The sequence below is a fragment of the Empedobacter stercoris genome (assembly GCF_020281205.1).
Lineage (GTDB): Bacteria > Bacteroidota > Bacteroidia > Flavobacteriales > Weeksellaceae > Empedobacter > Empedobacter stercoris.
The window spans coordinates 117,227-131,721 of record NZ_JACXZC010000006.1; the positions used below are offsets into that span (position 1 = coordinate 117,227).

The following is a 14,495-nucleotide window of genomic DNA, read 5'->3' on the forward strand; positions in this document are numbered from 1 at the left end:
CAAAAAGTTTGTCTTTTTTTTATTTGTTTATACCTTTTTTTATTTGGTCGTTATTGACAATTTTTGGTGCTTTTGAAATTCGATTTAATTACTTTTTGAAAGCGTTTCATTCAGCAGGGAAAACCACAGATCGAATAATTTCGTTAACTTTTGATGATGGACCAACAGAATTTACACCAAGAATTCTTGAAATTTTAAAAAAAAATAATGCTAAAGCAACATTTTTTTGTATCGGAAAACAAATCAATCAATCTCCAGAAAATCTTCAAAAAATACATCAATTAGGGCATTTAATAGGAAATCATACTTATCATCATTCGCCTAAAAATGGCTTTTATTCAACTGATAAAATTATACAAGAAATTCTGACTACTAATCAAATTATTGAACAAACTATATCGGTTAAAACAAAGATTTTTAGACCGCCTTTTGGCGTGACAAATCCACATATTGCAAGAGCTTTGCGCAGAACCAAACATCACGTAATAGGTTGGGATGTTCGATCTTTGGATACAGTTATTGATGATGAAAAAAGATTGTTTGATCGAATTACACGACAAATTAAACCAGGTTCAATCGTTTTATTGCATGACACTTCGGATAAAACAGCGAATGTGTTAGCACAATTATTTGTATTTTTACAAAAGGAAAATTATAAAGTAGTTCCTTTAGACGAACTCTTGAAAATTGATGTATATGAAAACTAAAATCTTCATTTTATTTGCATTTTTTCACTTGACAATTTTTGCGCAAGAAAGTAAAATGAGTAATGCTGAAATTGAGAATTTCAAAAAAGATATTGTAACTGATTCTAAAAGAATAAAGACGTTAACGGCTGATTTTACACAATATAAAGTGATGAGTTTTTTAGAAAAACCAATTGTTTCGAAAGGTAAATTGTATCTGCAAAATCCAAGTTCGATGCGTTGGAATTATACGCAACCTATTGATTATAATGTCATTTTTAACCACAATAAAATTTACATTAATGACGAAGGAAAAAAATCGAGTGTTGATTTGCAAGGAAATAAAAAGTTTGAAAAATTAAATCAATTGATTGTTGGAAGTGTAAGTGGTAATTTGTTCAATACCAATGATTTTTTTATTACCTATGTTAAAACGGATAAAGCTCGAATAGCAAAATTGCAACCGAAAATAAAAGATGTGATGAAATACATCAAAGAAATTCAGTTGACGTTTTATTCCGGACAATCGACGGTGACAGAAGTGAAATTGATTGAGCCTTCAGACGATTACACCAAAATCTTATTTACGAACAAATCTTTAAATAAAACAATCAATGCGTCTGTTTTTACTCCTTAGTATTTTGTTTTTAACGTCTTGTGGAACGACATATAAAATAGCCGATATACAAGATAAACAAAAGGTTGAAAAGGAATTTCTTAATCCTTATTTTAGTCAAATTGACAAAGAATACAGTTACCGTTTTAAGATTACGTTTATGAAAAATGAAATGAAAGGTAATTTTGTAGTAAAAAAGCTCGGTTATGATTCGCATCGAGTAGTAATGATGTCTGATTTTGGAAATACATTATTTGATTTATCTATTTCAGAAAATAATTACAACTTGAATTATGCCATGCCAGATTTGAATAAAAAAGTAGTTGTGAAAACACTTGCAAATGATTTACAAATGCTTTTTAAAAACGATTTTAAAGTGGATGAATCTATTAAAACAGCTGATTTTGTTGTTTTAAAATCGAAAGATGTAAGTTTAGTATTCGATGAAAATGAATCAACTAATTTCCAAGAATTAATTCATCTAAAGAACAATAAAATAAAGACAATCAACTACTTTACGACTAATCAAACAGATTATCCAGAAAAGATTTTAATCAAACACAATCACTTTAACTTAAGTATCGAATTGTCAAAAGTAAATACACAATTAGAGGAAGATTAAACAAACTTAAATTACAATATTTTTTAGATTATATTTGTAAATCAAAACAGTTACAAATGCTTATTCCTAATCTATATACCATCAAAAATTCGGAGAAAATAGATGATGTAAATTTTAAAGTCCAAATTGAACTGAATCCAAATCATGAAGTTTTTGAAGGTCATTTTCCAAATAATCCAATTACTCCAGGCGTTTGCATGATGCAAATTATAAAAGAAATAACAGAAGGTTTTGTTGCTAAAAATCTGTTTTTGTCTAAAGTTTCGAATGTCAAATTTATGGCAACCATAAATCCATTTGTGAATCCAATTTTGGAATTAAATTTGAATGTTGTTTGCGAAAATGATGAAGTAAAAGTTAAAAATACTTCTTTTTTTGAAGCAACAAATGCCTTAAAATTTAGTGCAATTTATAAAGTTTTGGATTAATGAAAATCATATTATCGTTATTATTTTCGGTTTTATTCTTTTTTGGATTAACATTATCCGAATTAAGGACGGATTTTGAAAACGCTTCGAAATCATCTAAAAATGTGAATATTTTATACAATAAATTAAATAATTATCCTGGTGAAAATCAGACAATTATAGCGTACAAAGGAGCTTCTAAAATATTAAAAGCAAGAACGATAAAAGATAAGGAAATAAAAAAACAATTTTTTACAGAAGGCGCTACTTTGATTAATAATTCGATCAAAAAGGATTCAAAAGATGTGGAAAATCGTCTGATTCGATTAATCATTCAAGAAAATATTCCAAAGTTTATTAAATACAATCAAAATATTCAAGAAGATAAAACATTTATTATCGATAATTATAAATCGGCTCCTAAAGAAGTTCAAGCATTGATTAAGTCATACGCCAAAAATTACAATACTTTTACAGTACAACAGCAGAAAACATTTCATTAAGCGCATGGATTTTTCGAATATTCGACATAAAATAGATGAACTAAAAGTTTGTGTACTTATACCGACTTACAACAATCATAAAACGTTGAAACGTGTGATTGATGGAGTTTTGGACTACACCAATCAGATTATTATTGTTAATGATGGTTCTACAGACGCTACAGATGCTATTTTAAACGAATACGAAAGTCAATTTGTTGTGGTTAAAATAGCACAAAACAAAGGGAAAGGAAATGCTTTGCGAGTTGGTTTTAAGGAAGCCGTAAATAATGGGTATCACTATGCTTTGACAATCGATTCTGATGGGCAACATTTTCCACATGATATTCCAAATTTTATAGAAGAATTAGAACAACGCAATAAACCAGTTTTAATTATCGGAAGTCGCCAAATGGAACAAGATGGGATTCCGAAAAAAAGTAGTTTTGGCAATAAATTTTCTAATTTTTGGTTTTGGTTCGAAACAGGAATTAAATTAAATGACACTCAATCTGGTTATCGTTTGTATCCATTAAAATTTATTCCAAAAAGATTTTGGACAACTAAATTTGAATTTGAAATTGAGGTGATTGTACGTACAGCTTGGAAAGGAATTGAAGTAATTAACATTCCGATTGACATTTTGTACGATCCAAATGAACGCGTTTCACATTTCCGTCCATTCAAAGATTTTACACGAATTAGCATCTTGAATACATTTCTTGTATTCTTGACTATTTTCTACATTAAACCTCGAAATTTTCTGTTCAGTTTCAAAAAAAAAAACTTACGAACATTCATTAAAGAAGATATTTTAGGAAGTAACGATAACAATAAAGTAAAAGCGCTATCAATTTCTTTGGGTGTTTTTCTTGGTATTGCTCCTTTTTGGGGTTTTCAAACCTTTTTATCTATTTTTTTAGCCTCTATGTTTCGGTTGAATAAAGTGATCAGTTTCTTCTGTTCTAACATTAGTATTCCGCCAATGATCCCAATCATCATCTACCTATCTTTAGTTACTGGAGGGTTCATTTTACAAGATAATTTTCATTTAGATTTAAGTTTGGTTTCGTTCGAAACGATTAAGAAAAATTTACTTCGATATGTAATTGGGAGCTTAGTTTTAGCAACATTCTGTAGTGTTGTAAGTGGAATTTCAAGTTATTTTTTATTAACTTATTTCAGTCAAAAGACCATTAAGAATGCATAAATATTTCTACACTATATTTTTACATATCAAAGGGAATAAATGGTTGAGCAGTTTACTTTTTATTCTTTTTTTGGCGTGTTGTTTATTTTTTGCGAATCGATTAAAATTTGAGGAAGATATAACGCGAATTATTCCAAAAGATGAGAAGAATGATGCCATTACAAAAGTTATTTCTCAATTAAAATTCACAGATAAAGTTGCTGTTATTATCGAAAAAGAAAAGGCTGGAACATTAGATGATATGACTGCTCAAGCAACAGATTTTTTGGATAGTATTCAACCGCTCAAAGAGTATTACAATGATGTTCAAGGTCAATATGATTTAGATAATTTTGCTTCGACATTTGATTTTGTACATCAGAATTTACCGCTTTTTTTAGAGAAAGAAGATTATGATAAGTTAACTCTAAAACTGACGAAAGATTCTATTGAATCGATTGTTGATCAGAATTACAAAAGTCTAATTACACCAACGGGAATAGTTTCAAAAGAATTTATGTTGAAAGACCCTCTTGGTTTAACTTTTGTTGCGTTAAATCGGTTGAAAGATAAGAATTTGACGAGCGATTTTGAGGTGTATAAAGGGTTTATTGTTACGAAAGATCATTCGAAATTATTGCTCTTTATCAATCCAACATTTTCTGGAAGTGAAACAGAACATAATACTGATTTTGTCAATCGATTAGAGGACATAAAACAGCATTTAAATCCAAAATATAGCGGGAAATCAACATTAAGTTTTTTTGGTTCAAGTTTTATTGCTGTTGCAAATGCCAAGCAAATCAAGCAAGATATTATCACAACTGTATTGATATCGATGACGACGTTAATGGTTATTTTGATGGTGTTTTATCGTAAGCTTTACATTCCAATTATCATTTTTATACCTTCTGTTTTTGGTTTTTTCTTTGCCTTGGCAATGTTGTATTTCATTCAAGGTACAATTTCTGCAATTTCATTAAGTATTGGTGCGGTTTTACTCGGAATAACGATTGATTATTCGTTGCATATCATGACGCATTACAAACACAATAGCGATTCTAAAATACTTTTTAAAGAGATTACCAAACCGCTAATCATGAGCTGTACAACAACAGCGATTGCTTTTTTGTGTTTACTTTTTGTGAAATCAGATGTATTAAAAGATTTAGGAATTTTTGCTGGAATAACAGTTATTGTTTCTGGTGTTTTTTCATTGTTGATTATTCCACATTTGTATCACCCAAAGCAAAATTCGGTCGAAAATAATTCTACCATTATAGAGAAGTTAGCATTATTCTCATTTCATCATAATAAATTTTTGATTGTAGCTTGTATACTGCTGATTATTGTAAGTTGTTTTACGTTCAGTAAAGTTAAATTTGATAAGGATTTATCAAAATTGAATTACATTCCAACAGATCAAAAAATTGCTGAAAAAAAATTAGAAACGTCTTCTAATACCATTTCAAAATCATTGTATGTCGTTAATTATGGAACAGATATAAATGAAGTTTTAACTAAAAATAGCGCGTTAACAACTCAACTATCAAAAGCAGTCAATGCAGATGAAATATTAAGTTTTAATTCGATTCAATCATTGGTTTTACCAGCTGCTGAACAAGTAGAAAAAATAAAGAATTGGAATAATTTCTGGTCTGCTGAAAAGATAAATTTTGTAAAGAATGAGTTTGTCAACGAAGGAAAAGAATATGGTTTTAAACAAAGTATTTACGATCAATTTTTCTCGATTTTTGATAAATCCTATCAACCATTAAAATTAGAGGATTATCGCGCGTTCAATCCGTCACTTTTTGAAGAATTTGTTTCCGAAAAAAATGGATTTTATACCATCTCAACTTTAGTCAAATTAAAGGAAGAGAATAGAGAGAAATTTGTGAATCAATTTCATCATAACGAAACAATTGTAATTGACCGAAAGTTACTAAACGAAAACTTTTTAGGTAATTTAGTCAATGACTTTAATAATTTAGTTAATTATTCGTTTTTAGCTGTTTTATTGATTTTATGGTATTTTTTCCGACGTATTGAGTTGGTTATTATTAGTGCGATTCCTATCGCGTTATCAGGTTTGGTTACTGCAGGTTTAATGGGACTTTTTGATATCAAATTTAATATTTTTAGCAGTATTGTTTGCACGTTGGTTTTTGGTCATGGAGTTGATTTTAGTATTTTTATGACAAGTGCTTTACAAAAAGAATACACGACTGGTAAAGATGAAATGCCGACTTACCGAACATCAATTTTATTAGCCGTTATTACGACAGTTTTAGCGATTGGTGCGCTTATCTTTGCAAAACACCCTGCTCTAAAATCTATTGCGTCAGTTTCGTTGGTTGGAGTGCTTGCAGCATTGGTGATTACATTTATTTTTTATCCAATTTTATTTCGATTTTTTATAGCCAATCGTTCCAAAAAAGGAAAAAGTCCGATGACTTTATGGTTGGCAATTCAGAGTGGAATTTTCTTTTTATATTTTGGATTATTTGGAACGTTGACTTCTTTAATACTTCGTTTTTTGATGCTTATTTTACCAATTTCGAAAGAGAAAAAGTACCAACTTTTTGGATGGGGAATGGCAACTTTTATGAAATCTGTATTGATGTTGAAACCAACAGTTGTTAAACGAATAATCAATCCTAATCATGAAAATTTTAAGAAGCAGTCGATTATTATTGCCAATCATACTTCTTTCTTAGATACGTTAGCTATTGGAATGTGTACACCTAAAATTGTTTTTTTAGTAAACGATTGGGTGTATAAATCGCCAATTTTTGGACGTGCAGTTAAAATGGCTGGTTTTTATCCAGTTTCTAATGGTGTTGAAGATAATATTGAAGCAATCAAAAATCGTATTGGTCATGATTTTTCGTTGATGATTTTCCCTGAAGGAACGCGTTCTTTTACAAATAATATCAACCGTTTTCATAAAGGAGCATTTTATTTAGCAGAGAAATTGAAATTAGATATTTTACCAATGTATATTCATGGAAATTCAGAGATTATTCCAAAAGGCGACTTCTTAATTTCGGATGGACATATCTATTCAATAATTGGAGATAGAATTGCTTGGAATGATGAAACTTATGGATTAAATTATTCTGAACGTACAAAAAAAATCAGTAGAGCTTATAAAGCAAAATTTCAAGAAATTCGAAATAGATATGAAGATGAAAATTACTGGAAACAAAAATTGTTTTTAAGTTTTTTGTATAAAGAATTTGAAGTTGTACATGCAGTAAAACAAGATTTTAAACAATTTAAATCGGTTTATCATCAATTGAATGATGTATTTGGTTCGAACGAAAAAATCGTTCATTTTGCTAATGACTATGGACAGATTGATTTCTTATTGTTAATGCAGCAAGCAAATCGTAAAATTATTTCGTTTATAAAAAGTGAAGATAAAAGATCAATTGCTGCGACAAATTACATTACAAAAATCCGCTCATTAGAATATTCACCAAACTTCAGCGTTAATGAAGAATATACAACCCTTTTGATTTCGACAGAAATTGAAGAAATTAACCAAGAAACAATCAATCAATTTAATAAAATTGTTGTTCTAAAAAATAGAAACGTCAATCAATCATTATTTACTGAATTTATTCAACAAACAGAAACAAATGAATACATCGTTTACACCAAATAATTCGAAACTTCATTACGATATTGTCGTGATAGGAAGCGGTTTGGGTGGACTTGTTTCTGCTCTTATTTTGGCAAAGGAAGGAAAGAAAGTGGTGGTGCTTGAAAAGAATAATCAGTTTGGTGGAAATTTGCAAACTTTTGTTCGGAATAAAACAATTTTTGATACGGGTGTTCATTATATTGGAGGTTTAGCTAAAGGTGAAAACTTATATAATTATTTCAAATATCTAAATATAGCCGACAAGCTAAAGTTGAAGCAATTGAATAAAGATGGTTTTGATATGATTTCTTTTGATGATGATAAAAACGTCTATCCAATAGCACAAACTTATCAAAATTTTGTCGATCAATTGTCTGTCTTTTTTCCAGAAGAACGCGAAAAATTAATCGAATACAGTAGAAAGTTAGAAGAGATTTGTGCTGCTTTTCCGATGTATAATTTAGCCACTTCTGCGTTTGCTGACGAAGAAGATTTCTTGGCAATTAATGCCAAAGATTACATTGATTCTGTGTTCACAAACGAGCGATTGAAAGCCGTTTTAGTGGGGAATAATTTTTTATATGTGGGACAAGCAAAAAAGACACCTTTATACATTCATGCGCTTTCTGTTAACTCTTATATACATTCGGCTTGGCGTTGTGTAAATGGTGGAAGCCAAATTTCAACTCTTTTGATTAAGGAGTTGAAAAAGTATGGAGGAGAAATTTATAAATACCAAGAAATACAAGCCTTTGTTCAAGATGAAAATGAAGAGGTAATAGCTTGTGAAACGAAGGAAGGAAAGCGTTTTTATGGAGATTTATTTATTTCGAATATAGATATCAAGAAAACGATCGATATGTTGGGAGAACGCAAGTTTGGAAAACCATTTTCTAAACGTGTTAAAAGTTTAGAAGTTACACCTTCCGTGTTTTCTGTTTATTTCGTTTTTAAGCCTAAAAGTTTTCCATATATCAACCATAATATCTATCATTTTAATTCGATAAACGATGTATGGGACAGTTATGAAAAGTCAATTGACAATTGGCCGAATACTTATATTGCAACATTTAGTTTGGATCAAAAAAATGAAGCATATTCGGAAAGTATGACGGTTATGACCTATATGACGTTTGATGAAGTGCAACAATGGGAAGAAACATATAATGTTGATACCAATGATAATTATGGAAATAGAGGAGAAGATTATGAAGCATTTAAACGGTATAAAACAGAACTGATTATTAAAAAATTAGAAAACAAATTTCCTGATATTCGCGAAAAGATTTTAGCGATTCATACATCAACACCGCTTTCCTATCGAGATTTTATTGGATCTGAAAAAGGTAATATGTATGGTTTTTTGAAAGATAGTCATCATCCGATGAAAACATTTATATCACCGAGATCAAAAGTGAAAAATATTTATTTTACAGGTCAAAATGTACGAGTTCATGGTGTTTTAGGCGTTACAATTGGTGCTTTTCTGACGTGTTGCGAAATTCTTGGATCGGAATATTTAATGAATAAAGTTTATCGGGAAATCAATCAAAAAGCTTATGAGTAAATACTTCTACATTTTAACTTTTATTCTGTTTACACTTTCTTCTTGTGGCATCCAAAAAAGTATGGCTGACCGTCCTGATTTATCTGCTTATCATTCTCAAAATTATATTCGTAACGAAGTAAATGATTCTCTATTTTATATAGAAAATAATTTCTTAAAAAAGAATAAGTCTCAAAATTGGGAGTTATATGTTTCTGGTGATGCATTAGAAATAGGTCAGAAAACAGGGGTTTTAACAAAGGAATTATATGCATTTCAAGAAGAATCATTTATGAATCTGATTACTGATTTTATTCCTTCCGAAAAGCGTCGAAAATTTTTGTTTAAAGTTTTAAAATACTATAACCGAGATTTACATCAATATGTCAAAAACGAATATAAAGCACAGATTTATGGTCTTTCCGAATTTTCTTCAAATCGATATGATTCGTTGATAGATAAATATAATCGAAATCTTTTTTTGCATGGCGCACATGATATAGGGCATGCTATGCACGATTTGATGTTGGTTGGATGTTCTTCTTTAGCAGTTTGGGACAATAAATCGGAAGATGGAGGATTATTAATCGGTCGAAATTTCGATTTTTATGCAAACGACGATTTTGCTAAAAATAAAATAGTGTCGTTTATTCGACCTACATCTGGCTTTCCATATATGTCGGTTACTTGGGGTGGAATGATAGGTGTGTCGTCTGGAATGAATTTAGAAGGTTTGACAGTGACGATTAATGCAGGAAAATCTTCAATTCCGCTGAAAGCAAAAACTCCAATTTCTCTTGTTGCATTAGAAATATTGCAGTACGCATCTACTATTGATGAAGCGATCGAGATTGCGAAGAACAAAAAAGTGTTTGTGTCCGAAAGTTTGATGATTGGAAGTAGTAAAGATCATCGGGCAGTTTTGATTGAAATTTCGCCTAAAAAATTTGGTGTTTATGAAGTACAAAATCAACCTTATTTGGCGTGTACAAATCATTTTCAGAGTATAGAATATCAAGATGATAAACGAAATAATAAGCAAAAAACAGAAAGTCATTCCGTTTATCGTTTCGAAAAAATTGATGAACAGTTAACCATTCAAAATCAGTTAAATCCTCAAAAAATGGTTGATTTATTACGAGATACAAATGGGTTAAAAAACAGTAAAATTGGTTTTGGAAATGAAAAAGCGTTGAATCAGTTATTAGCGCATCATGCAGTTGTTTTTCAGCCAGATAAACGATTGGTTTGGGTTTCATCAAATCCATATCAATTGGGTGAATTTACAGCTTACGATTTGAATAAAATTTTTAATGATTCAATTTCAAATTTTAAATTAAATGTGGACAGTTTAGAAATTGAAAAAGATCAATTTTTAACGACAAAAGCGTACCAAGATTACGAAGCGTATCGCGTTCAACAGAAGTTAATTGCGCAATTGATTAAAGATAAAAAAGAAATAGATAATGATTATTTAAATCGTTACATTCAGAATAATCCAAATTTTTGGAAAGTGTATGCACAAGTTGGTGATTATTTTTTTCAACAAAAAGACTATCAACAAGCGAGTAATTATTATAAATTAGCATTAACAAAGGAAATCACTACGATTCCGGATCGATTAATAACAGAGAAAAAGCTATCAAAATGCACACGCAAAATAGCCAACAAAAATCAATAGAAAAGCTTTCGGTAGAAGAAATAAAAGCGTTTCAAAATCAAAAATTACAAGATCAAATTGCCTATTTAGCAAAGCATTCTAAGTTTTATCAAGATTTATTTGAACAAAATAAGATTGATTGGAAAAGAATCAAATCAACGGAAGATCTAAAATTGATTCCCGTAACAACCAAAAATGATTTACAACAACGAAATCTTGACTTTTTGTGTGTTCCGTTACCTGAAATTATAGATTATTCGACGACTTCCGGAACTTTAGGCGATCCTGTAACGTTTGGATTAACGAACCAAGATTTGGAACGATTGGCTGATAATGAATTGAATTCCTTTCAACGAATTGGCGTTCAAAAAGGTGATGTTGTACAAATGATGACGACAATCGATCGTCGTTTTATGGCTGGATTGGCTTATTTTCTTGGTTTGCGAAAGTTAGGAGCAGGTGTTGTTCGTGTAGGAGCGGGGGTTCCTCAATTGCAATGGGATTCTATTCTAAAATATCAACCGAAATTTTTGGTAGCAGTTCCTTCTTTTTTGTTGAAAATGATTGATTATGCTGAAAAAAATAACATCGATTTCAATACATCTTCTGTAAAAGCAGTTTTGTGTATAGGCGAAGCTTTGCGAGATAGGGATTTGAAACCGTCTTTGTTAGCGCAAAAAATTACTTCGAAATGGGATATTCAGCTCTTTTCAACGTATGCTTCGACAGAAATGAGTACCGCTTTTACGGAATGTGAAATAGGAGTAGGAGGTCATCATCAACCAGATTTGATTATTACAGAGATTTTAGATGAAGAAAATAATGAAGTTGAAAATGGTGAATTAGGTGAATTAACGATTACTACTTTGGGTGTTGAAGGAATGCCTTTGTTGCGTTTCAAAACGGGAGATTTAGTACGAAAACATTCCGAAAAATGTAAATGCGGAAGCCATACCTATCGATTAGGTCCAGTTGAAGGAAGAAAACAACACATGATAAAGTACAAGGGAACAACGTTGTATCCACCTGCTTTACAGGATGTATTGTCGCATTTTGATGAAATAAAACTACATTTAATAGAAATTTATTCGAATGAGTTAGGAACAGATGAAATTTTGATTCGATTAGTTTCGATAGATGAAACGGATGATTTTTTAGCCAAAATAAGAGATTATTTTAGAGCAAAAATGCGTGTAACACCCTCGATTAAATTTGAAAATTTTGAAACTTTGCAAACAGTCATTTTTAAACCAGAAAGTCGAAAGCCAATCACATTTATTGATTATAGAGAAAATAGTTAATTCAAAAAAAAATCCACTCATTTGAGTGGATTTAATATGTTTAAGAAAATCTTATTTCATATAAGTATCAGAATTTCTTGCAGGGCTTTTAACCTCTGGCCATTCTTGTTGCTTTCCATCTCTACCAACAGGTAAAACACGACGATCTCTATTAACTAATTCATTTTCCTTGTCCGCCATCATTGTTAATGTAGCAGCTAATATTGCATTATTCTGAATTTCTTCGAAAACAATTTTGTCATAAGTATCCTTATTTGTGTGCCAAGTATATGTACCATAACCCCAATTAAGAGAACTTAACATAAATCCTGGTACGCCTGCAGCAACAAATGAAGCATGATCTGATCCACCTCCACTTGGAAAACCAGGGAAATCTGTTTTAATTTCATTACGAACAAAAGAAGGTGTCGCAGCTAACCAACGTGTCATATATTCGTAAGATTTTTCGAAACCTGAACCATTGATGTTAACTACTCGCCCAGTCCCATTATCTAAGTTGAACACAGCTTGTGTATTTTTTACAATTTCTGGATGATCTTCTACGAAAGCACGAGAACCGTTCAATCCTTGTTCTTCACTTCCCCATAAACAAACTAAAATGGTACGTTTGTTATTTGGATATAATTTTTTAATTGTACGAATAGCTTCCATCATCGCGATTGTTCCTGTTCCGTTATCAGTCGCACCTTGTGCACCATCCCAAGAATCAAAGTGAGCCGATAAAATAATATATTCGTTTGGTTTTTCTTTACCTTTTATTTCTCCTACAATATTAAATGTTTTTGCAACTCCATTATGTTTAGATTGCGCATTAACAGTTAATTTTGGAGCAGTTCCATTTTCAGCTAAACGATATAGCATTCCATAATCTTCATTCGAAATATCTAACATTGGAATCGTTTTCGTTTTTGCACCAAAAATTCTGTTTGCACCCATAATTCCAGTCCAATATGAAATGGCAACTGCAGCAGCTCCATTTTTCTCCAGAACTTCTGGAAGTGTATTGTTGTTAAAACCTGTTACTTTAATAGAATTACTCCAAGCTTCAGCTTCAGCTTTTCTATTTTCAGTTACTTTTTTGTATAATGCTTCAGACCCAAATTCTTTGTATTGATAGTCAGAACGTCCATACGATTGGTTTTGAGACATTAAAACAATTTTACCTTTTACACTTGGTAACCAAGCGTCAAATTCCGCTTTCGTTTTGAAAACTGGCATCGCAATAACTTCAGCAGTTACAGCTTTTTTAGTTGCTGGTGACCATGCTAATTGAGTTGCTTCGATTGATTTAGCTCTCGGATAAGTCATATCAACGTGAGTTAAACCACGTTCCCAAGCTTTCCATGTTCCGTAATCTTCGCGACGAGCTTCAACTCCCCATGATTTTAAGGTTTTAATTGCCCAATCTCCGGCTTGATCCATTTGTGGTGTTCCAACTAATCGAGGTCCAATTCCGTCTAATAATTCGTGCGAAATTTTTTTCAATTGCGAATTATTTTGGATTTCTGTTACAAAGCTTTGTACTGTTGGATCCAATTTTTCTTGCGCTTGCGCATGTACTGCAACAGAAGATAAAACTAATGCAGAGTAAGTTAATGTGTTAATCAATTTCATAAAAATCTGATTTCGTGTGATAAATTTTACAAATTAGGTCTAAAATATAATATTTTGTTAAATAAAAAAAGACTTCAGAAGATGTCTTTACTTTATTTATGTTTTTTTGAAAATATAATATTGTTTTTTATTAATTTATCATTCCGAAAAAAATCCCCAACTTCGAAAAATTGAGGATTGATGAATTAACTAACTAAAATTAAATTTATACTATGAAATTTGTATACTACGTTTTTCTTTTGGCAATGCTTCTTCTTTTTTAGGTAAAATTAATTTTAAAATTCCGTTCACATAAGAAGCTTCAATTTTATCTTCATTAACCGTTTCTGGTAAAGTAAATGCTCTTTTAAAGTTGGTGAAATTAAATTCTCTTCTCGTAAATTTTTCTTCTTTTACATCTTTTGTTTGATTGATTTCTGAGGAAATAGTCAAAACATTTTCATCTACCTCAATTGCAAAATCTTCTTTTGTAAGACCTGGCGCAGCTAATAAAATCTCAAAACTATCTTCGTTTTCTTTGATGTTGACTGCCGGAAATTGATTGTTCGAATTTACGTATGTTTCAAATTTTGGAAGCATCGCATTATCAAATCCAAAAGGGAAATAATTTGTTCTGTTTTTTCTAACTGTATTCATGTTTTGTATCAATAGCGTCCTAAATAAATTTAGGGCATAAAATATCCACCCACTTTAGTAGGATACAAGCTATAGTTGGACAAA

12 protein-coding genes are annotated in these 14,495 nt (G+C 30.7%); 10 read left to right on the forward strand and 2 right to left on the reverse strand.

Annotated elements, in window-relative coordinates; all coding sequences use genetic code 11:
• Positions 1-8 precede the first annotated feature (8 nt).
• Genes IF125_RS04820 through IF125_RS04865 form a run of 10 tightly spaced genes read left to right on the forward strand, consistent with a single transcriptional unit; the run spans position 9 to position 12,161 of the window.
• Complete coding sequence (locus IF125_RS04820; protein ID WP_225541705.1) at positions 9-707, forward strand: polysaccharide deacetylase family protein; 699 nt, start codon at positions 9-11, stop codon at positions 705-707.
• Entirely contained in the window at positions 697-1,323 is a 627-nt protein-coding gene (locus tag IF125_RS04825; RefSeq protein ID WP_317171958.1) for an outer membrane lipoprotein carrier protein LolA, read from the forward strand. Before IF125_RS04820 ends, IF125_RS04825 begins: the two co-directional genes overlap by 11 nt.
• Complete coding sequence (locus tag IF125_RS04830; RefSeq protein ID WP_225541706.1) at positions 1,301-1,924, forward strand: DUF3261 domain-containing protein; 624 nt, start codon at positions 1,301-1,303, stop codon at positions 1,922-1,924. The genes IF125_RS04825 and IF125_RS04830 overlap by 23 nt, the downstream gene beginning before the upstream one ends.
• Positions 1,925-1,980: 56 nt before the next feature.
• On the forward strand, positions 1,981-2,352 hold the full coding sequence (locus tag IF125_RS04835) for a 3-hydroxyacyl-ACP dehydratase (protein WP_225539270.1): 372 nt from the start codon (positions 1,981-1,983) through the stop codon (positions 2,350-2,352).
• Positions 2,352-2,834 carry a hypothetical protein gene (locus IF125_RS04840; RefSeq protein ID WP_225541707.1) on the forward strand — a complete coding sequence of 161 codons (483 nt, stop codon included), beginning with the start codon at positions 2,352-2,354 and terminating at the stop codon, positions 2,832-2,834. The genes IF125_RS04835 and IF125_RS04840 overlap by 1 nt, the downstream gene beginning before the upstream one ends.
• 4 nt (positions 2,835-2,838) lie before the next feature.
• A complete protein-coding gene (locus tag IF125_RS04845; protein ID WP_225541708.1) occupies positions 2,839-4,023 on the forward strand; it encodes a DUF2062 domain-containing protein in 1,185 nt (394 codons plus the stop codon).
• Complete coding sequence (locus tag IF125_RS04850) at positions 4,016-7,675, forward strand: MMPL family transporter (protein WP_225541709.1); 3,660 nt, start codon at positions 4,016-4,018, stop codon at positions 7,673-7,675. The genes IF125_RS04845 and IF125_RS04850 overlap by 8 nt, the downstream gene beginning before the upstream one ends.
• Entirely contained in the window at positions 7,650-9,221 is a 1,572-nt protein-coding gene (locus IF125_RS04855; RefSeq protein WP_225541710.1) for a phytoene desaturase family protein, read from the forward strand. Before IF125_RS04850 ends, IF125_RS04855 begins: the two co-directional genes overlap by 26 nt.
• Entirely contained in the window at positions 9,214-10,881 is a 1,668-nt protein-coding gene (locus IF125_RS04860) for a C45 family peptidase (RefSeq protein ID WP_225541711.1), read from the forward strand. The genes IF125_RS04855 and IF125_RS04860 overlap by 8 nt, the downstream gene beginning before the upstream one ends.
• Positions 10,848-12,161: a phenylacetate--CoA ligase family protein gene (locus IF125_RS04865; RefSeq protein WP_225541712.1), complete on the forward strand. Its 1,314-nt coding sequence runs from the start codon at positions 10,848-10,850 to the stop codon at positions 12,159-12,161. The genes IF125_RS04860 and IF125_RS04865 overlap by 34 nt, the downstream gene beginning before the upstream one ends.
• A 51-nt stretch (positions 12,162-12,212) precedes the next feature.
• Here the strand turns inward: IF125_RS04865 and IF125_RS04870 are convergent, their stop codons facing one another.
• Together IF125_RS04870 and IF125_RS04875 are read right to left on the reverse strand one after the other, a co-directional pair.
• Positions 12,213-13,775 (reverse strand): M20/M25/M40 family metallo-hydrolase, encoded by a 1,563-nt coding sequence (locus IF125_RS04870; protein WP_225541713.1) that lies wholly within the window; start codon positions 13,773-13,775, stop codon positions 12,213-12,215.
• Between the two features lie 210 nt (positions 13,776-13,985).
• Entirely contained in the window at positions 13,986-14,411 is a 426-nt protein-coding gene (locus IF125_RS04875; RefSeq protein WP_225532399.1) for an Hsp20/alpha crystallin family protein, read from the reverse strand.
• Positions 14,412-14,495: the final 84 nt, after the last annotated feature.